Source organism: Marinifilum sp. D737 (assembly GCF_026672275.1).
Lineage (GTDB): Bacteria > Bacteroidota > Bacteroidia > Bacteroidales > Marinifilaceae > Marinifilum.
The window spans coordinates 95,841-116,106 of the sequence record NZ_JANQCD010000015.1 but is presented as its reverse complement, the minus strand read 5'-3'; the positions used below and the strand labels follow the sequence as shown (position 1 = coordinate 116,106).

The 20,266-nt window shown below is 36.6% G+C and carries 22 protein-coding genes and 1 tRNA gene; 7 read left to right on the top strand and 16 right to left on the bottom strand.

Annotation, left to right across the window (positions count from 1 at the left end):
* Positions 1 to 947, top strand: a 947-nt coding sequence (locus NQ163_RS10905) for a hypothetical protein (protein ID WP_442786025.1), incomplete at its 5' end; no start/stop codon positions are given.
* The gene (locus tag NQ163_RS10900; RefSeq protein ID WP_268190357.1) at positions 925 to 1,434 is read left to right on the top strand and encodes a hypothetical protein; all 510 of its coding nucleotides are present in this window, start codon (positions 925 to 927) and stop codon (positions 1,432 to 1,434) included. The genes NQ163_RS10905 and NQ163_RS10900, both read left to right, overlap by 23 nt.
* A gap of 78 nt (positions 1,435 to 1,512) precedes the next feature.
* Here the strand turns inward: NQ163_RS10900 and NQ163_RS10895 are convergent, their stop codons facing one another.
* The 14 genes from NQ163_RS10895 to NQ163_RS10830 all read right to left on the bottom strand — a co-directional run bounded on the left by NQ163_RS10895 (position 1,513) and on the right by NQ163_RS10830 (position 13,600).
* Positions 1,513 to 4,521, bottom strand: coding sequence for a hypothetical protein (locus NQ163_RS10895; RefSeq protein WP_268190356.1), 3,009 nt, complete (start codon positions 4,519 to 4,521; stop codon positions 1,513 to 1,515).
* Positions 4,508 to 6,274 (bottom strand): zincin-like metallopeptidase domain-containing protein, encoded by a 1,767-nt coding sequence (locus NQ163_RS10890; RefSeq protein ID WP_268190355.1) that lies wholly within the window; start codon positions 6,272 to 6,274, stop codon positions 4,508 to 4,510. The genes NQ163_RS10895 and NQ163_RS10890 overlap by 14 nt, the downstream gene beginning before the upstream one ends.
* Positions 6,275 to 6,276: 2 nt before the next feature.
* The gene (locus NQ163_RS10885) at positions 6,277 to 6,525 is read right to left on the bottom strand and encodes a hypothetical protein (RefSeq protein WP_268190354.1); all 249 of its coding nucleotides are present in this window, start codon (positions 6,523 to 6,525) and stop codon (positions 6,277 to 6,279) included.
* An 87-nt stretch (positions 6,526 to 6,612) separates the two neighbouring features.
* Positions 6,613 to 6,903, bottom strand: coding sequence for a hypothetical protein (locus NQ163_RS10880; RefSeq protein ID WP_268190353.1), 291 nt, complete (start codon positions 6,901 to 6,903; stop codon positions 6,613 to 6,615).
* A 16-nt stretch (positions 6,904 to 6,919) separates the two neighbouring features.
* On the bottom strand, positions 6,920 to 7,513 hold the full coding sequence (locus NQ163_RS10875) for a glycoside hydrolase family 108 protein (RefSeq protein WP_268190352.1): 594 nt from the start codon (positions 7,511 to 7,513) through the stop codon (positions 6,920 to 6,922).
* Between the two features lie 2 nt (positions 7,514 to 7,515).
* A complete protein-coding gene (locus NQ163_RS10870; RefSeq protein ID WP_268190351.1) occupies positions 7,516 to 8,046 on the bottom strand; it encodes a hypothetical protein in 531 nt (176 codons plus the stop codon).
* Entirely contained in the window at positions 8,040 to 8,216 is a 177-nt protein-coding gene (locus NQ163_RS10865; RefSeq protein WP_268190350.1) for a hypothetical protein, read from the bottom strand. The genes NQ163_RS10870 and NQ163_RS10865 overlap by 7 nt, the downstream gene beginning before the upstream one ends.
* A 4-nt stretch (positions 8,217 to 8,220) precedes the next feature.
* Positions 8,221 to 8,547 (bottom strand): hypothetical protein, encoded by a 327-nt coding sequence (locus tag NQ163_RS10860; protein WP_268190349.1) that lies wholly within the window; start codon positions 8,545 to 8,547, stop codon positions 8,221 to 8,223.
* 7 nt (positions 8,548 to 8,554) lie between these two features.
* The gene (locus tag NQ163_RS10855; protein WP_268190348.1) at positions 8,555 to 8,881 is read right to left on the bottom strand and encodes a hypothetical protein; all 327 of its coding nucleotides are present in this window, start codon (positions 8,879 to 8,881) and stop codon (positions 8,555 to 8,557) included.
* Positions 8,881 to 9,480, bottom strand: coding sequence for a hypothetical protein (locus tag NQ163_RS10850; RefSeq protein ID WP_268190347.1), 600 nt, complete (start codon positions 9,478 to 9,480; stop codon positions 8,881 to 8,883). Before NQ163_RS10850 ends, NQ163_RS10855 begins: the two co-directional genes overlap by 1 nt.
* A 66-nt stretch (positions 9,481 to 9,546) precedes the next feature.
* Positions 9,547 to 10,035, bottom strand: a complete 489-nt coding sequence (locus NQ163_RS10845; protein WP_268190346.1) for a hypothetical protein — start codon at positions 10,033 to 10,035, stop codon at positions 9,547 to 9,549.
* A 20-nt stretch (positions 10,036 to 10,055) separates the two neighbouring features.
* Positions 10,056 to 12,149, bottom strand: a complete 2,094-nt coding sequence (locus NQ163_RS10840) for a hypothetical protein (RefSeq protein WP_268190345.1) — start codon at positions 12,147 to 12,149, stop codon at positions 10,056 to 10,058.
* Position 12,150: 1 nt separating this feature from the next.
* Entirely contained in the window at positions 12,151 to 12,726 is a 576-nt protein-coding gene (locus NQ163_RS10835; protein WP_268190344.1) for a hypothetical protein, read from the bottom strand.
* A gap of 199 nt (positions 12,727 to 12,925) precedes the next feature.
* Positions 12,926 to 13,600 carry a hypothetical protein gene (locus NQ163_RS10830; protein WP_268190343.1) on the bottom strand — a complete coding sequence of 225 codons (675 nt, stop codon included), beginning with the start codon at positions 13,598 to 13,600 and terminating at the stop codon, positions 12,926 to 12,928.
* A 363-nt stretch (positions 13,601 to 13,963) separates the two neighbouring features.
* Between NQ163_RS10830 and NQ163_RS10825 the strand changes: the two genes are divergently transcribed.
* The 3 genes from NQ163_RS10825 to NQ163_RS10815 all read left to right on the top strand — a co-directional run bounded on the left by NQ163_RS10825 (position 13,964) and on the right by NQ163_RS10815 (position 16,201).
* A complete protein-coding gene (locus NQ163_RS10825; RefSeq protein WP_268190342.1) occupies positions 13,964 to 15,187 on the top strand; it encodes a hypothetical protein in 1,224 nt (407 codons plus the stop codon).
* 424 nt (positions 15,188 to 15,611) lie between these two features.
* A complete protein-coding gene (locus NQ163_RS10820) occupies positions 15,612 to 15,884 on the top strand; it encodes a tetratricopeptide repeat protein (RefSeq protein ID WP_268190341.1) in 273 nt (90 codons plus the stop codon).
* Between the two features lie 5 nt (positions 15,885 to 15,889).
* A complete protein-coding gene (locus NQ163_RS10815) occupies positions 15,890 to 16,201 on the top strand; it encodes a tetratricopeptide repeat protein (protein ID WP_268190340.1) in 312 nt (103 codons plus the stop codon).
* Between the two features lie 42 nt (positions 16,202 to 16,243).
* Here the strand turns inward: NQ163_RS10815 and NQ163_RS10810 are convergent, their stop codons facing one another.
* Together NQ163_RS10810 and NQ163_RS10805 are read right to left on the bottom strand one after the other, a co-directional pair.
* Entirely contained in the window at positions 16,244 to 17,425 is a 1,182-nt protein-coding gene (locus tag NQ163_RS10810) for a site-specific integrase (RefSeq protein ID WP_268190339.1), read from the bottom strand.
* Positions 17,426 to 17,578: 153 nt separating this feature from the next.
* Positions 17,579 to 17,653: transfer RNA gene (locus NQ163_RS10805), tRNA-Pro, on the bottom strand.
* A 774-nt stretch (positions 17,654 to 18,427) separates the two neighbouring features.
* On the opposite strand from NQ163_RS10805, the gene NQ163_RS10800 reads away from it, so the two are divergent.
* Both NQ163_RS10800 and NQ163_RS10795 read left to right on the top strand, forming a co-directional pair.
* Entirely contained in the window at positions 18,428 to 19,984 is a 1,557-nt protein-coding gene (locus tag NQ163_RS10800; protein ID WP_110361971.1) for an acyl-CoA carboxylase subunit beta, read from the top strand.
* A gap of 41 nt (positions 19,985 to 20,025) precedes the next feature.
* Positions 20,026 to 20,214 carry a hypothetical protein gene (locus NQ163_RS10795; protein ID WP_110361970.1) on the top strand — a complete coding sequence of 63 codons (189 nt, stop codon included), beginning with the start codon at positions 20,026 to 20,028 and terminating at the stop codon, positions 20,212 to 20,214.
* Positions 20,215 to 20,266 lie beyond the last annotated feature (52 nt).

The window sequence follows — 20,266 nt, the reverse complement described above, 5'->3', positions numbered from 1 at the left end:
TGCTTACATTAAGCAATGGAAAATACCAGGAATTTCACGACTTAGAAGATGTTGTTGAAATTGGTTCGATATTATACAATACACAAACGAATCAAGTTGTTGGATTTGTACAAAAGGACAGTCTGGCTATGAATGTAGGTATGACTCCGCATTTGGTTAGCCGTTGGATGTGTGCTGATCCGCTTTCGGAAGAATATTCAAGTTGGTCTCCGTACAATTATACAATGAATAACCCTATAAAATTTATTGATCCAGATGGTCAAAAAGTGGTATTAGCTGGCGGTGCCACAAATCGTCATGTTTCTGGGAAAACCTTAATGCAAATTGCAGCGACAAATAAAGGTGGTGCAAAATTAAATGCTCTTATAGGTCATAAGTCTACATTTACAGTTGGTAGAAGTTGGAGTTATAGGGGAAACACCTATGACCCAGGTAAAGGCAATATTAGTTACACTTCTACTTATGGTGCGTTGTATTCCTTAAGAGAAAAAGAAATAGGCACAACGAATACCACTGTTCGGCTAGGGCATGAAATGAATCACGCCTATGATTTAAGAGATGTTCCATTTTATATGGCAAACCCTGTTGCAGAAAACAATAAGGAATCATTAGAGTATAATGCTGTTGGATTTGATAATTACCTAAGGGATGTTTACGGGATTTCTGATAAAAGAGGGAAGTATACTTTTGCAGATGGAAGTGTAATAGGCACACCAACTAATACGAATTCAGAAGGTGAGAAAATAACAGGATTTGAATTATTAAATTTCGATGCGAATGATCCAAATTCTGCTTTATTATCTCCAGGTAATCCGTTGGAAGCAACATATCAAAAAATTATTGGAGATGGAGAAGCACAAACATATTGGATACGAATGTCCATTAATAAGAATAATGAAATAAGTTATCAAATCTATAATTCTTATGAAGAATTCAGTAAAAAGTAATTTAAATTTTGTGAGATATAGGTGGTTAGGGTTCTTCATAATTGCCATTGCAATAACTTATATTATATCTGACTTTATCGAATGGTACATCTACAAGAGCAAATTTATATTGGGTTTAAATCAAATGCCATTATATAGAAGATTTCTTACTGATTTATATATTATGCTCTTAGGTTATGGTGGTTATTTATTAATACAAGAAAGCTCCAGAAGTTGGGACTTAATAATTATTTCAATGACAAGTGTAATTTTGTCATTTTTCATGATTCCTTGGGTTTGGGGGATTGCTTTTTACACTAACTGGATTGAAGATTTTCCCTTACTCTTATGGTATTTTTTTTCCATGGCAGTTGTAATTATTTTAGTAATTAAAAGAAAAGACTTTGGAGTTAGTAACTGGATAGGTCGATTATCTATAATACTGTTGATTAATATTGCTATTAGACTTCTGCATGAGGTAATATTTTATAATGTTGCTAATGTTTAACTGGTATAACCCCTTTAATCTACAGTATTATTTAATAGAGAATAGCAGAGGTCATCTTACTTGATGACCTCTGCATTGTTATGGCGTAACCTTCTCATTCCACAACTCATCAAAAGGAGCTAACATAGCTTTCCAATGTTTGTACATATAAACTTTCGATAAGTCCCATTTTTCGCCTTTACTGGTATCTGGAATGTAAGCCCGAACTGTAAGAACAGGAACATGTGAAATCATATCCTCTGCATTGAATTGTTGAAATGAACCATCAGCTTGTGCATGGGTCTGCATTCCACCACTTGTGACTTCCGTATCTTCAATATCTGCTTGAACCATCCAATAAACCCATTTGCCAGTCATATCACTGCCAAAAGAGCTTTTCTTCAAAGTCCAATAAGCAACTCTCATATATTTACGAACTCCATTAACAAGAATAGGTAAAGCCTGGTTTCCTCCTCTTGGTGTTAATTCAATGGTGTCACTATCAGAGAAGCTTACATTAAAGTCAAAATCTTTCAATAAGAAAGTATTAGCATGATGCCCAATCTGCAAAGCAGGAACCGCAATTTCTCCAGTGTAATTCTTTTCGACTGTGTATTGATCTACCTCTACATTGGCTTGTTGTGCATCCTGTTTTTCCTTACTGACCAATTCAAAATCATTACTTTCCTTTCTGAATCGATAGTAAGCCCAACCACTGGAAACTTGACTGTCTGCACTTGCGTCTGTACATTTCACCAACTGACCATTTGACAAAGCTGGTCTTTTGGCATTCATGTCTCCATAATCAACTGCTACTTCAGTTCCGAAGTCGTTAATCTCTTGAATTGGGGCAAGAGCTTTTTTGTAAATCTTGTGAAAGACAAGCTTAGACTGATCAGCATTTGAAATATCATCTGGTATCGGCAATTTGACAAATCCCAAAAGCACATTTTCAAGCCAATCAATACCACTTAAATCTGGCATTTTACCCAAGCCCACTTTGTAGGTCATCCCGTTACTTCCATCTGTAACCAATGGGGAATAAACTGCTACATACATGGTTTTTCCTTGTATTAGGTTTGCCCATACACCAATTGAAATATTAACATTTTTTACCCCGAACGTTCTGTCTCCACTATACCTTTTGGCTGGGATGTTTTTCATTTCGGGATAAGGATCTAAATAAACTTTGATTTGTTTGACTACAGATGAATAATCGGCTTTCATGTTAAAATCCTCCATAATCTTAACATATCTGCTATTTTCATAAGCTGTTAGCACCCTTAATTTATCATCATAGACAGGCTCAACTGTTAAGCCATCAGTGGGAGTGCCGTTTAAGTTTAGTCTTTTCTCAGCTGGTGCCAGGCAGTTCTTCCAATATTTGTACAATTTGAAATCTTCCTGTTGCAGATCTATTCCAGCTCTGGGTACGGGACAAGTCACACTTAGCAGAATAATATTGGATGAAGTTGCAGGATCGTAAGGCCTTTTTACATCAAAAGTACTGGAAGCACCACCATAATAGGTAACCCAACCATTAAAGGTGCCATTTTCATCATCCAATAGCTTGAAAGCAATATCCCAGTGGTAATGAGTTCCAGCTATTTTGTTGCTGGCAGTATCCAGGTTAAAAGTAGGAGTTCCAATTCCAAACCAACGAATTCCAGCACTAGTTTGTACAGGTATGTTCCTTCTGCTCTCACCGCCAATAAGCTTTAACTGAATGCTGTTTGCACCTTCAACTTTTTCGATTTCAAAGTCAAAGTCTTCCAGCAAGTATCCATTTTTTAGAGGATTGTGATGTTCAGGCACAAACAAATGATTGTCGGCAGTAACACGAATGGTTTCATTGTCCAGGTAATTGTCTTGTTTTAGTACATTTTTCCAATGCTTAATCACCAGGCAGCTATCAACATCAAAAGTATTGGTATCTGCTTTTAATGTTGCTTTTACCTGTGCAATTGGATATAAAATACCATTATGCCTGGTTTCCTTTGTGATTTCCTGAAAACCTGTTGCATCAGGTCTGGCCACACAAACTAGACCAGAAGCACTGGTGTATTCGTCAGTAATTGCAGTGTAGAGTGTCCAGTAGCAATCTGTATCTTCCGTTACAGCTTCATGTTGAGCATATCCTTCACCTATTTTGAAAAACTTTACTTTAGGAGTAAGAATGTGAATGAAATCTTTGGAATAATTCCTTCGATTTAAGTCGTTTATTTTAATCCATAAAGTAGGCTTTCCACTTATCGATGAATTGTCAAAGGCGAAATCAAAATCCTCAGTAAGTTTCCAGTTTGCAGGAAAAGGATTCATTTCGCTAAAATGAGTCAGTTTACTTTCAGCATTTAAACCAATGCTTAATTGATCAGGCTTGTATCCATTGTGCTGCCTTGAGACCAATTTAAATCCTTTGTTGACAAGATTGTTGTAGTCTTGTTGATAGGTTGCCCACCCTTCAGAAGGATCGGGTGCATCGCTATTGTCTAAAACCCTTGCAATTTGACCCGATGGAATATTGGTGTAATGAAAGGTCATTTCTTGATAGTTCTTGTACTCCCAATAGTAGGGACGTACAAAAACTTCATTGGGAATAGAGTTCTCATAGAATCTGAATACTTGTGTATTGTACTCATCCAATTCATTGTTCTCATTCATGAACAAACGAGCTGAAGCAAGCGGTAAAAACTTTCCTGATTCTCCTTCCAATGTTCTTGGTAAGTCACAATTGAATTCCTTTTCAACGACAAAAACAGGATAAGTGGTGTATTTGCTTGTCACTTCCAAATACCAGGTTAAAAAGCAACCTTGACCATGCTCATTGATGAAAGAATTCAGCTCTTCATTTGTAAAGAGTTTACTTGTCAATCGGTACTTTCCACTAATGCCGTTGCTGTATCTTTTCAAATAATCACTGGCATTAACGCCCCAGGTAAGATGAGCTTTTCCTCCAGGGTATTTAGAGAAATGAAAAGAAAAACGCTCATAGAACTTGATGGCCTTATCGAGTTTGAAATCTTCCAGGTTTACAATGTTTCCCTTGCTGTTTTTAGCAATGGTGCGATTATCAATTTTAGCTCCAGTATTTGGCTTACTTATTCTCATTACTCAATATTTTTTTTGTGAACACATTGTAAGTCTGATCACATGAATTGTATCTGTTCTTTTCACACTGGGCGTTACCACCTTTGGCAACCTGGATCACAATAGAACTATCGTATTCTGACATAACACCACCTCTTGCGGTTCCAGCTGTTGTACTTTGAAAGATCACCAGCCAAATTACATTGGGATACTTTTCAATTAACTTTCCAAAATCTTCCTGGGAAAGTAGATCTTGCAATTTGCCCCAGCTGTCAATTGCAATCACATCAAAGCTTTTGCAGTAAGCTTCCAGTTGCGTCATATTACACTGACCACTTACACTCACATTTTTAAGGTTCTGTTTTCCGATGTATGAAATGTAATTTCCAAACAGTTCAGATTGTGGGGACACTTCCAGGGAAAGAAATAAAGACTTCAAATTTTGCTCTGCAAAAAGATCAATCAACTGGCAAAGCAAACGAGTTTTACCAGCACCTTTTTCACCCCTTAAAACAATGGCAAAGCGATCTTTCTCATAACCGCCAATGAATTTACCCAGCTGTCCTTTTAAAGCTGTGATATTGGAATTCGGTTTCCAGTTGGCCAGGTTGGTAATCATCTTTTCATTGGTATGTCCCAATAGAGTAAGTTGTTTGGCTTCCTGCTTTTTCTTGCTTACTGTTTTAGGCTTTTCTGTTTTTACTTTTTTTTTATCCTTTTCCTCCTTGGCTCTATTAGTCATTGATTTTGGAACCAGCTTAGAAAGATCAATTCCTTCCAAAAGATAGTCGGCAGCATCACAAGCATAGCCGTAAGCTTCCACCAGGTTTTTATCTACATCACCTTTGGCTCTGCTCAACCAGCCTTTTAAATAGGTAATTCCATTTTGGCGATTGTATTTCAATCCCAGTTCCGTACAAATAATCATAGCACCCATTTCAGCCACTAATTCCTCATTTGGATATTCTAGGCTTGCAGAAATACCAAGTTTCCCTCTTCCTAGTCGTTTTGGGTTCATGGTACTGTGGGTAATCTCATGAAACAGGGTAGAGTAGTATTCAGCAACTTTCTTGAACTGCTTGATATTTACCATGTGGATTGACTCATGATTAAAATTGAGTGCGCTATGTGTATAATAGCACCTGTCTGCCTGGTCAGTATGAATTTTAGGAACACGTTTTCTTTTTACCAGCTCTTTCAAGAAATTTTCAACGTATTGGTTGAATTCATTGTCTTTGAAAAATACCTGTTTGAAAACTGGCTTTTTAATCCCTTCGCAATAATCAATATTGACGGCACGATGCAATTTTGGCAACATCCAATCAGGTTTACGAGGTGTTTTGTCCTCCTTGTCCTTAAACATTGGAATGTATGATAAAACCGAAATAACCTTTGATTTGTCGATGAGTTTGCCACCCTTTTCTTTAAGGGCTGCCATAGTAATGAAATAAGGGCTTTTCCCTGCATTTCTTTCCATGGTAAGAATGTTTGTGCTGTTCTTGTACAAACGACCTGAAACGTTTCTAAATCCACTTAAAACAATTCCTGATTCACTAAAAACCAATCCTGCTTTCCAGGGCTTTTCCCACTTGGTGAAAAGGAATGTTTTGATATCATTAATCAGTTCCAGTTTGAATTTTTCCTTGTCATCCTTCCAGCCATCCAGGTTGGAATCAAACAGGCCTTTCAGGATTTCACTTGTTCTGAGTTTGATTCTGCTTACCCTTTTTTTAACAGCCTGTTTGCTTGTGCTTTTTAAAATATATCCTAACATCTTTAATTGAATAAGTTTTGAAAGAACCCTTTCTTTTTGGATTCATCTTTTTTGTTGTCCTGATCCTGGTCGGTTTTTGTGTCAATTTCAATGGAACCGCCCTTTTTAGTTTTGATATCCTTGATTTCAATATTGGTTTGCTGGGCAGGAATTTGACTTTTACCGTATTTGTAGCCAATGGCCATTCCAAAACCAAGGCCAGTTGTTAGTAAAAGGATTGCTGATAGTATGGTTATTTTACGTTTAAGCATGATGTTAAAATTTAGTGTTTGGTGAACTGTTCCGTTGCTACAGATCCAACACAGGCACAAGTCAGAATAACCAGTTGTTGGATGTATTCAATCGGAACTTTGAGTATTACTCCAGTTATGGTGGATGCAACCAATAAAAGGGAAATTTGCCTTTTGAAACTTGGGACTCCTTTGTTGTCCGATAGAGTCTGTCTGAACCAGTTTCCTTTTGTCTGTTGTTGCTCCATTGTCCAGTCTGTAAGTAATTAATTTGATATCTGCCTGAATCTCTGTTTGTGATACATGAAGTCTCCAATTGCTGTATAGAGAAAGCATGATCAGAAAGACCAGTACAGCATGTTCTGGAGAAAAGAATCCTTTGATTTCGTTTGTTGTCATTTGCTTTTGTTATTGGTCAAAAAAAAAGCGTCAAGCCAAGCAAAGCAACCACTCCAAAAGAAATCCCGACTGCACCTAAATGAGTTTTCAGAAAAGCAATGCGATTGAGCCAACCTCTTTTAAACTGAGGTTGAGATTGAGCCAGTTGATTGATGAATCTCTCACGTTCCAAAAGTAATTTTGCAGCAATCTCATTGGCATCAAAACGTTTCAAAGCTCCCTGGGTTTTTGCTCCCACAATGCCATCTACTTTTAGAAAAGCTCCCATGCTGTTTAAAACAGATTGCAAACTTTTTACTGCTCTGCTTTTGCCTGAGTTGACAGCATAATCAAAAAGCTGATTGGCCACAACCTGAGGCATTAAACCACATTGAAGCGGCACCCAAAAATTAGCACGATAAAAATGACGAACAGGCATAGCGAGGGCAGAAAAGAAAGTATTCCTTTTGATTGGTTTTACTTGCTTGTCAATGAATTTCCAACCTTCCCAATTAGGAAATGCAGCTCTTGAAATTCCTGCATAAGTTTCTTTACCATGATCATGAGGATGATTTGAATATCCTCCTTCCATCATTTCTGTAATGTGATAGCTTGTTTCAAATGTTGCCATAATTAAATTGTTACCCCGATTTTAGATAAGATGGATCTTGCAATTGCCATTTCCTTATTGTCAAGTTCATTGTATAGCTCAGCTACCAAGGTTCTTTTTCTGGGCATTCCGTATTCACGACCAACCAGGAGCCAGTCGGCACTATTCTTTAGTACCCTCAGATTGCTGTACACTTGCTCTTCATAAGTACCCATGTATTCAAAAGCATCCAATAGGGATTGAGCAATACTTTTGGCAGTTGCAGTTCCAATGGTAGGTTTGACTCCTACTTTTGAAATCTCATCATTAATTTGATTCTGAATTTTGTTCTCAGCTTCTTTTCTCTCTTTCTCACTTTTGGCTCCAGTAAACCAGTCAATCATTCCATTCATTCTGGAAAACATTTTGTAACCAGCATAAATAGCCAATCCCATTACCAGCAAACCGCCTATGTTGACCATTTGCTTTTGAGCTGGATCAAGATTTTTATATTTTTTGGCTCCTTCCGCAACTACCAGTTTGGTTGCAGCGGCCTGAGGTAAAATTCCTAGCATAAGTGTCGGTATTTGTAAGCGTTTGCAAGTAATTTATTCAAGTCTTTTCCTGAGTTCTGGAAATACTCAATGATTCGTAAAGACTTGTCATTTAAAGGGACTGCAAAGCTTTCTAAAAGCTCGACTTTTTCCTCCTTACTGAATTTCTTTTTCTCTTTGCTTGTTGGCATGTCTTTATCCTTTTTGAATTACTACTGTGTTGTTTGTGTTTTGGCTTGTAAAGTCTCTTGTTTCAGTTTGAGAAATCAGAAATAAACCTTCCTTTTCTGCAATTTCCGAAGCTTCAAGAAACACCCAGAAATCTGCTTCCTCTGTAATGTCTTCTATCTCCAGGCTTTCTTTTGTTTCCAAAGGATAACCGATTTTGGATGAAGCATTAGGGTGGAGAATAGCAGTTGATTTTGTTTTGTTGGTAATGATCAATGCCTTTGAAGCTGGAACACTTACCTTGATAAGTCGCCCAGCTTCAACGACTGATTGAATGTTCTCAAAAAGTCTCATTTGTAACCTATTTTTCCAAAGTGAACACAAGTGCACCTTTTACCTCTGCACCTGTAATAAATGAGGTGGCAATTCGAATAGAATTGTTTGAGATGGGTTGTTCCAAAATCATTTCTTCACGTCCTGTTCCAATTTTGAAGTAATCCAAAGGAACACTTTCAACAATGGATAATTTGCCGTCATGAGTTTTGATTTCTACGTCAATATTGCCCCCGTTTTCTCCGATCCATGAAACTGCTTTCAAGTGGTTGTAATCATCAAAACTAACCACCTCATTAGAGGTGGCTGTTGGGTCTGATGATTGTTTATTGATGTTATAAACAAATCTTTTCATTAGGCGTGGTTTTCAGTGATTTTGTACCCAACAAAAGCAACTTCAATTACTATGTCTTTGTCAACAGGACAAGGAGCATTGAAGATGTTTAGTTCAGGTAAAATGGTTTGATTTGGAGCAATGATAAAAGGACTAACCTCATGAGCCATGTCTACTGTTTTATCATCACCAGCTTGCTCTGGAGTCATGTGACGCAAAATGGCCTTCATTTTTTCTTTATTGGCTACTTTGATTGATAACTCATTGTTGAAAAAGCTTGCAAGAGTTGGATTTTCCGAACCAACATTGAACTCCTGTGCAGAGATTTCATCCTCGCTGGCCAATTTTGCCGCACAATTTGCGGTTGAGATCAAAATCCCAGTTACCAGGAAAGCAACACCACCAGTCAAACGTGCTGAATCGATGTTACGAACACCATCTTTTTCCACGTCCTGAGGTTTCATTAATTGCTGAATTCCTGTTTTCCCTGCCAGGGATTTACGGAAGTACAAAACATCTTTTTCGATCTGAGCTCCGTCAGTATCAAAAGTGATTTGCTTGTTTGCTTTTGCAATCGCTCTTACGTTTGCTTTTTCTTCTAAAACTTTAACTAATTCCATGCTATTTAAACTATTACTCTATGTTTTTATAAATTGATTTTTTCCTATGCGATTGTTTTACAAGGCCTAGTTTACCTCGTTTAATTCGTAGCTTCCACCTTCATAACCACCATCTGAAAGAGCTTCCAAGGCATTGATTTCATCTTGCTCTTCCATGTCAAGAATATCCTGGTAGCTGCCTACTGCATTCAGTTCATCGCTCATGTCGTCTTCTGTGTATTCAGACAATTCAGCCGCACCAATTGAACCATGAAGAGCAGGGATAAAACCAGTATCTTCCTTGGCAAAAGGAGTCATTGCAGATAAGGCTCCAGCTGTAGCAATACCAGCACAAATGCTTTTGTATTGAGCAGGAACTTTTAAGGCTCCAACAGTGCCAAGAGCTGCAACACCTACACCTAGTCCCACCTCTTTTAATTTCTTTTTCTTTGGGTCAACTTCCTGGTCTACTTTCAAAACCTTCTTACCCATAACAACCGCATATCTTCCAGCCATTACGCCACCTACGGTTTTAGCTAACTCCATACCAACTACGGAAATGTTGTTTTTTCTCATTACTTAAATTTTAGATTGATTTACTTTTTCTTATTTGCTCCCCACAACAAACCACCACCAACTAAAAGCAAGGCTCCAATGGCTAAGGGGTTCATTCCTGCTTGTTTTGTATTGTTAGCAGTTATAGGTTGAAATGAATTTGACTGACCAGATTCAGTTTGATATGCTCCTGGATCGGTTGAGATCTGAGGATTCGGTACATTGTAATTCGAATTAACTGGCAGTTTGACTGCTGGCTTTTTCTTATCGAGTACCCGATTAAAAATTACCAGGTTGTTTTCAGCTCTGCTTTTCTTTTGTTCCAGGAGTAACCTTTTTGCAGGATCAGTTTCATTTTTGATTCTTTCACTAAGGTTGCTGATTCTTTTTTCCTTCATTTTCTTGATCATGTCACCCAAGCCAACAGCTTTCAAAATGGAGAAGATAGGAACCAGGATCATGGCTACTTTCTTTGCAATGGCAGCACTACCAATTGCAGTTGTAGTTGCTACAACTCCCAATTCTTGCTTGGCAATGTCCTTATGAACCAATTTCAAGAAAGCCAATCTTTCCTTTTCGTATTTCGACATAGGTTTGGAAGATTGAGTATTCGACTTTTTCAATAGTGCCAATTTTTGAGCACTTGCTCTACGTTTTCGGCGGCGTCTTCTCCTTCTTCTTCCTTCCAGTTGGCCTAAATCTCCAGCCAGGTTCATGTATGGAAGACTTGCTTTCTGAGCTGCTTTTTGCCAGGCACTTGCCAAGACTCTTCTTAGTTTACTTTCCTTACCACCTAAAAAGCGGTATTTCTTGGCGAATTTGGAGTAAGCACGTTTGGCCGCATTGTAATCTTTGGTAGAAATTCCCAATTGCTTGGCCTGGGCAGCTGAAAGCAAACCATAACCCATTTTAAGAGCCAATCCCTTCTTGTTGTTTTTGATTCTGGAACGTAAAACAGCACGAATGGCAATGTTAATCGGGTTGATTTTCATTAAGAATTTGGCAACCTTTTTAAAGCCTTTGGCAATGAACTTTCCAGCCTTTTTAACTGTTTTTCTGGCATATCGACCAAACTTTTTGATTTTACGTCTGAACTTTTTGAAAAAACCATCCAATGCAGATAGCAATCCAATGGTTTCACCATTTTCACCAGCCATTCCATTAAGAGGAGAGAGGTTTTCTCTTTCCCATTTGGAACCATCTGTCAGTTTAATGATGATACCATCCAGGGATTCTCCATCTTTAATCGCTTGTAAAGCTGCTTTCATGTGTAACCAGAACTTCTGACCAAAACCTAAGGCATGGTACTTTTCAGGTTCCAACTCATATTCCTTAAGTGTGGTTTCCAGTTGGGTTTCTCCCAGGACTCGAAGAGCTTTTTCCTCTTCCTCCAGATTAGAATCCCCAACTCCGTTGACCTGTTCAGAATCATGAAGTCTTTGCATGATGGTGTCGTAATTGTCGCCACTTTCATGCAATTGGTTCAATGTTCCAAGACCGTCAACAAATTCGGGATCTGCTCCAACCCCAGCCAATGTTTCAATTTGCATTTGTTTGTCTTTTTTAGATGTATATTCAGCTTCACAGTTGAAGCGGTGTAAGACGGTATCGATACAAACATCACCAACAACAACATAGACATGTGAAAAGGGCTTACCCTCGTAACCAGCTATTCGAATGGAAAAAGGAATACCAAGACAGTAAAGAAGAGAGCCAACAAATAAAGAGTGATCATCACAATCGCTTGGCGTGTTTGGAATGGATCGGTTTAGCCATATCCTTGCAGGGGTGCTAAGCTGTTCTATACCTGGAGTATCTTTCTTGTACTGAATGTGATTAAAGACAAAATCCCAAATCGATTTTAGGGTTTTGTACCTGGTATCACGTTTCAGACTATTGGCCAACTCCTTTACTTGTCCATGGTGCTTTTTAATAATATTGCACATGATGGAAACGGTGTCATCTACCGATCCTTCAGTGAAAGTGCTGGTGAATTTGACATCGCTGGTATCAATTAAATGATTGAATTCAATGCCAGGTTTGATCTTTCTCACCCCTTGGTGTACAATCTGACCATTAGCAGTGCGGAACACTACATCTCCGTTTTTGTTAGTTGTTTTTAAGACGGTTTCCATTTTATAACTTGCTAAATATGTCAGTTAGAACAGATGCAGGATTGTTAATTGTTTTGGCAATGTCCTGCCAGGTTCTGCTAATATCAATTTTGATGCTTGGCATATCAATGCCGTTAACTTTCAGGTGATCCACATACATGCGTAGGCTGTGCCCCTGTAACTCCTTCGTCTTTAATAGTTGAATGATGGAAGCCAGTTTTACCGAGAAAACATACTTGATTTCAGTCTTGGCATTCCCAGTAACTTTCTGGTTTGGTTGTTCCAAAGGAGTTTTTCCAAGTAATATCTTTTGATCACCTTTTTCCAGGATCAGGTTAATCTGGTAGGTGTTTAAAGTGGCAGTAAATCCAATTTTACTGGTTAGCTCCATACCACCGTTCAGGTTTAAAGCACCTCTTTTAAAATCTACTTTAATCCTGGGAAGACCTTTGGGTTTTACCTCTATTTTGTTTGTGGTATATTCCTTAATTTTATTTTCCAGCTGATTGGCCTTGTTGCCAAGGTAGGGAACTAGTTTATCCCTAAAGTAGAAAGCTGTTGCAAGGCTACCAATAAGTATGATGTGTCCTGTTTTCATACCCCAAATATGAGGATATCAGGTTAACAGTCAATATGTTTGAATGAAGCTGAATTGAAGTGAAAGACTATGCAAATTGCTGATTGCCATTTTTAATGAAAAAGTATTTTGACAATCTAAAATGATATCCCGATCAGGCATAAAAAAAAGGAACCTTTGAAAAGCTCCTTTTATCCTGTATCCATGTTTGTAAAATGGTTTATATGTCTTCTTCTTCCTGTTGTTCTTGTGAAAGATACGCTTGTAAGGTTGTGAATATCTGCATTTGTTCCTGATGAGTTTTAGAGAATAGGACGTATAACATCTGTCCCAGATAGGCTTGTGCATCAGGTTGCATTCTGCGAATGGCGTCAATGATTTGACGTTCCTGGATATTGAATTCATTTTCTACACTCCCCAGTGAGCTAGAACTTTGAGGGATTAGGTTGTTAGCAAGCATACCCAATGTAGTTTGAACCGCAGGCATTTGGGTTATGGCTGTAACAGTGTCCTTAGTTGTGCTTTTCTCTGCTTGCTCCAATTCTTTAAGGTGATTTTCCTTTAATTCTGAAATCTTGTCTTCAAGTTTTTCAATTTTAAAACTCTGCCTTAAGTTGGTGTCTTCCAGTACTCTTATTTTACCTTCGTATTCTGTCCTAAGGTTTAAAATGGTATTAAAATTCTCTCTTTCCAGAGCTCTTAATTCTTCAGAGGCATTCATCATTTGTTGTTGATTTTGGGAACTTATCCCGTTTTCTGGATATATTCCATTTAATTCATTAAAATATTTTTCGGCTACTCTTTTCTTTCTGGCCTCGTTTTGACATGATACTGAGCAATATTTGCTGTCTGATCTTCTGCCAATAATTGGTTGATTACATACAATACAATTCATGATTTCTTGTGCTAAGTGGTTATCGGGATAACTGAATATCTATTTAATCTTTAGGTGATTAATTAAAATATCCAGTTATAGGGGTAAAAGTATGGGTAAATGGAATGGCAAGGATTTACAAGTTCTATCAGAATATCGCAAAATGGCAACGACTTTTGAAAATTCTGCAGGACATCTAAATGACTCTTTAATATTAGATTATGGTGAGATTGATGAACTTGACACATTTGGCAGAGAAAATTAGTATAAAATAATTATACCTTTATTGGTTATGTTGTTGCTGCGGAGTGTTGCTTCATTTGGACTTCAATATCCAGAACTGAAATAAAAAGGATGTGCATCTTGATAATAATAAGTTAATGTATGAGTATAGAAAAATACAGTTTAAAATATAACCCCTATTCTAAAACGTATCAAAATTTATCAACTAGATATAATAACTTAAGGATAGAAAAAGAAGAATTAGGAAGTAGTATAAACTGGCTTAAGAATAAGAATAAATTCGATCTTGAAAACAATGTTCAGCTTCTAAATGAAAAAGTTAATAGAGCACAGAGGCAAATTGAATTGATTCAATTGAAAAATATCGAAGTCACAAATGAATTCAATTCAAAAAAGAAAAAAGCATCATCTAAATTACTTTACTCTGGCACAAAGAAACAACTACTAAAAGAGTGTGAAGATTTAAAAGAAGAGGTCAATAAGGTAAGGAAGATTGGAAAAAAAACAAATGAAGAGTATAAGAGATTAAAAAACAAACTTGCTGTCTCAGAAAATGACTTAAAATATTATAATTCTCTTAATAAGGAGATGTGTCTAAGAAGGTATGAAATTGTTTCGGTAGATGTGGAACGTATAGAGAATGAGAAGAGTGATGTTTTTGTGAAAAAATCTAATCTGGATAAAGACCTTTTGCCAACAATTAATAGATTAAGTGATATCGATCGTGAAATAAAGGATGTGAAAAGCATTATTAATAGGGCAGAAAATTATGCAGGTAAATTGGATGTAGAAAGTTCTCCTAAAAATAGATCGTTTGTTCATAAAGCCTGTGAAAGAGAATTAGGTGATGGTAGGCCACAAAGGATTATTAATAAAAATAAGGGCTACCTCGAGATGTTAGAACGAGAAATGAAGAAGCTTGAGATTAGAGCAGAGAGGATTAGTAAGCGAGGCACATTGAATATTAATACTATTATAATTGATGGTAATAATATGTGTTATGAAAGCGGAGAATTTTTTATAGGACTTAAAGCTTTAAAACCTGTGGTCTCAGAATTAAAAGAAAAATTTGAGATTATTGTAGTTTTTGATCCAGAAATAAGCTTTTTATTAAAGCGAAATTATAAAAGGATAAAAGGAAGTTTTGGGAAGGGTGTTAAAGTTCATATTGTTGCATCTCGAGAAAAAGCTGATGAAACGATAGTAAATATGGCATCTAATAGATCGGACATATATATTATAAGTAATGATAGGTTTGTAGAGTATTTTGACAAGGAAGTTGTTGCAGGAGAAAGAATAATCTGTCATGAAATAGTAAAAAACAAAGTACTTATTAATGATCTAGGGATAGATATAGTTTGGTGATAATTACTGTAAATAATATAGGAAGAGATAAAGGCTTTATAACATACTTAAAATGATTAACTTTAAATTAGGGATTATGGAAGAATTAAATGTGTTTTTTTATTCGCATCATGGGACTTTGGTGTTTATAGTATTAGGTTTATTATTTATAACAACTACAATTCTATCATTAACAGGGCGAATGAGAAATGGAAGGCCTGGTCGAGCTTCCTTAATACATGGAGTCATTCCTTCTTTTTTTCTTGTACTATTTGGCTTAAGATATAGAACTTCTTATGCCCTTTACTTTTGGTTAATTATAATCACGATAATAATTAGTTACAGTGTTGGATTTCCCACTGCAAAATAGATATGCAAATAATAGGATTATTTTGAAAAAATTAGGTTGCAACTGTAATATTTGAACTATGACTAAAAAATAAATATGTATAGAAATAAATTTTATTTACTAGTGCTATTTGTAATTGCATTTAGTAATCAGTTATTTGGCCAATCTTTTGAAGAGCTTAATAAGCATGCAGAGCAAGGGGATTGGTTAGCTCAATATAACCTTGGAATATATTATTACCATGGGAAAGAAACCTTGGTAGATAAAAAAAAGGCTTTTTATTGGATAAAAAAAAGTGCAGAACAAGGACTTGATGAAGCACAATATCATATAGCACATGCTCTTATTACCAGGGAGATGCAGTCTTGAGAGATATGAAGAAAGCATTTTACTGGTTTACAATGTGTGCGAAACAGGGACATGCAAAAGGTCAATACAACTTAGGACTCATGTATTTTAGGGGGGACGGAGTGACAGCAAGTGATTTAGAAGCATTTAGGTGGTATAAGAAAAGTGCAGAGCAGGGGTATTCACAAGGCCAATATAATCTTGGTCTAATGTATTTTTATGGAGCTGGTACTTTGATGAATAAAAAAGAATCTGCCTACTGGATAAAAAAAGCTTATGAGAGTGGTTATAATAAAGCAAAAGGGTTTTGGGATAAGAATGATTTGTGGAAGTATTGATCAAAAATAAAATATATTTGTGGAGGTACTTACACTATTGAGTTATAATAATGTAAGCACTCTCCTGTTTAAATCATCCACTAACTCGTTATCGTAATCAAAATATGTATCGGTAACTGTTGTTTTGCCATGGCCAAGAGCCTGGGCAATCAGCGGTTTGCCTGCTCCTATAGGTTTTTTAGCTGCTATGCCTGCCCATGAGTGGCGGGCATGGTACATCATTAAATCAGGGATATTAATACTTTCATGTTTTCCCAGTTCCTTAAGGTGTTTGTTCATTTGCTTGGTAAGGTTCCTGGCATTTGCATATCGTTCCTGGTAAATCAATAGGAGATTTTCACCTTTTCTTCTTTCGAAAATTTCCATTGCTTCGGGTTCTACTTTTACAGAGTAGCTTTTGTTAGTTTTGTTTCTGTCGTATTCTATTCGTCCTTCCGTAATTGAAACAATATCGTAAATGTCAGAATTATTCATGCCAATTAAATAGAATGATAGCATGAAGAAATCACGAGCCAGGGCAATGTATTTGTTGTCTGTTTGGAAATCTCTTATTTGTCTGATTTTTTCGATAGGCAATCTTAAATTTCGAGGCTTACTTTCGGCAAATTCAAATTTTCTAAATGGGTATATTTCTTGTCCGATTACTTCGTCAAAATCGATAGCTCTATTGAAAATTGCACGAATGTTTCTAAGATCAATATTGGTTGTTGCTGCACTGGAATTTTCAAGTCGATATTCTTTGTATCTATTTAGCCAGGCTTTAGTGATATCATCAAAGAAAAGTAAGTCAGTACCCATGTAGTCTTTTAGTTTTACAAGTGTAGTGTTGTATTTTTCTTTGGTACTATTATTCTTTATTGTAGGCACGTATTTTTCTATATACTCCAGGAAATTTACAGCAGATTGTTGCTGTTTACCTCCATTCTTAATATAGTCGGCAACTTGTGCCACACTCATAATATCAATTCTCCTGCGTTCTTCCAGTTCTTCAATAAAGTCATCTGCATCGAGTAGGAGAGAGGCTAGTTTGTTGTTGGCTGTGCGGATATTATCTATGTCTGGACAGCCTCTTTTTATACGTCCATTGTCCCAATATTTTTCAGGAATTGCAAAATTTGCACGTATATAAGAAGTTTTAGATTTGTGAGAAATTGCTAACTTTATCGGGAAAGTGCCGTCTTTCTTAGCTTTTCGAGTATCTAATATCAGTTTTGCAGTAGCCATTTAAGATGTTTTTTTTTTTGCAAGTTTTTTGCAATCTTTTACACTTTTAAAGCTACAAAAAGCATCTTAAACCGCAATATCTTAGAGAAAATAAAGCATGAAAAAAGCGATAATAACAGTCGTAAAGTGCTGTAAATCATCGCTTAAAAAATGTCGGGGCGAGAAGATTCGAACTTCCGACCCCACGCCCCCCAGACGTGTACTCTAACCTGGCTGAGCTACGCCCCGAATAGAATAACAAATATAGTTTATGAAAATCAACCTACAAAAAGTTTGCTGAAAAGAGATTAATTGGGCGTAGAATAGTAAAAGATCGTTTCATATTAAAGAAATAATTCCTTATAACTACACTGTGAATTATAAGGATTTCCGGATACTTATTCTCTGAACCAAGAGTATCCTTCTCGCTAATCATAAATCAATTAAACTAATAAAATTTCTTTTTCATTTATATGGCTTGATATGCATAGAAGAATGATGTTGATATGTATAAAGAAATCATTAGTGTTTTGAAGCGATTGGGTAATTATACCTATTGATAGATAGTTTATTAATATGCATTTTTGCTTCGTAGAAAACGTTGTTGGGTTTTCGTTTGATGGCTTTTGTCATTTTAAAACTTGCTCTTTATATGTTGTACAATATTTCTGGCAATTTTTTGACAAAATTCGAAAAGAACAACTAATTGTGATTAATAATCTGGAAAACAGATCGATATAAGAAATGATTTTTAGCTAGGTTTGATATTCAAACGTTTACGCTGGAAAGTGCTGTTTTTAAACAGTTTCTTATCTACAATGAAAGTATTTATATTCGTCCATCAATATTGAAATAATTCTTTAAAGAGGATTGCGGTTTAAATACAGACTTTATTAATTGATGTAAAGATTAACTGCTCAATTAAAAGGATAAGAATTAAAAGAAGAATTGAATAGCAATTGAAGTATATATAGAAATTCCTTGAGATTTTCTTAGCAAATTACTTGAAAATAAATATTAAAGATGAAGGTATCTGAAAAGTTAGATCTCTTAAAGAAAAAAAGAGAAGAAGTTAAAATGATGGGCGGGGAAGCTCGTGTTGCCAAGCAGCACGACAAAGGTAAGCTTTCCGCACGAGAGAGAATAGACTTGCTTTTTGATGAGGGAAGTTTTAGAGAATTGGATATGTTTGTGGAACACCGTTGTACAAACTTTGGCTTCGAAAATACTGAAATTCCAGCTGATGGTGTTATTATCGGTCATGGTTTAGTAAATGGTAGAACAGTATTTGCTTATTCTCAAGATTTTACTTCAAGAGGAGGATCTTTAGGTGAAATGCACGCTGCAAAAATCTGTAAAGTAATGGATTTGGCTGTTAGCGCTGGAGCACCTGTTGTAGGATTGAATGATTCTGGTGGAGCGCGTGTAGAAGAAGGTGTTGATGCGTTGAAAGGTTACGGTGAAATTTTTATGCGTAACTCAAGAGCATCGGGTGTGGTTCCACAGATTTCTGCAATTATGGGTCCTTGTGCTGGTGGTGCAGTATATTCTCCAGCTATGACTGACTTTGTTTACATGGTTAAAAAACAGAGTCACATGTTTATTACATCTCCATACGTAATTAAAACAGTTACAGGTGAAGAGACTACTTTCGAAGAGTTGGGAGGAGCTATGGCTCACAACGCTAAGAGTGGTAACGCTCATTTCGCTTGCGATACTGATGAAGAAACAATTGAAGCAATTCGCGACTTGTTAAGCTATTTGCCAAATAACAATTTGGAAGAAACTCCACAATTGGCAATGGGTGACGATCCTCAGCGTATTTGTGAAGAATTGGATACAATGATTCCTGATGATGCAAAAACACCTTACGATATGAAGGCTGTTATTGAATCGGTACTTGACCAGGGAGAATTCTACGAAGTACACGAGCACTATGCTGAGAATGCAATTATCGGTTTTGGTCGTCTAGATAACCAATCAGTTGGTATCATCGCAAACCAGCCATTGATTCAGGCAGGTTGTTTAGATATCGATGCATCTGATAAGATTTCTCGTTTCGTACGTACTTGTGATGCTTTCAATATTCCAATGGTAACATTTGTTGACGTTCCGGGATACCTTCCTGGAGTACAGCAAGAACTAGGTGGTATTATCCGCCATGGTGCAAAACTACTTTGGAGTTATGCTGAGGCTACTGTACCTAAGTTTACTGTAGTAACACGTAAGGATTACGGTGGAGCTTACCTGGCAATGTGTTCTAAGCCATTAGGAGCTGATATGGTATTTGCTTGGCCAACTGCTGAGATTGCAGTAATGGGTGCTAAGGGTGCTGTAGAGGTAATCTCATCTTACAAGAAAGAAATTGCTGCTGCTGACGATAAGCAAGCTAAGACTGATGAGAAGATTAAGGAATACGAAGACGCATTTAACGTTCCTTACTTGGCAGCTCAGCGTGGATACATTGATGATGTAATCCTTCCTAGCGAAACTCGTGCTCGTTTGATTGACGCATTAAATGCAATGAAGACTAAAGCAGAGGTATTGCCAGCTAAGAAACACGGAAATATTCCATTGTAAGAAAGATTTAAAAAAAAGTTAATTATTAATACCAAATAATTATGACACGAGAAGAGAAGATTAAAAAAGCAGTGGCTATTGCAGTTGCTCACTACGTTGAGCAAGAAAAAGCTGAAGCATTGAAGGTTGAAAATTCAAATAGTAGCTCTTGGTCACGTACTGGCATTAAAATGATGATGACCAAACGTAAGGTAGTACAACTTCGTGGTCGAAGTCTACGAAGTGCATAATTTATTTTCCTGATGCATTGGGAAAAGTATTAATTCAAAAAAAGATAAAAAG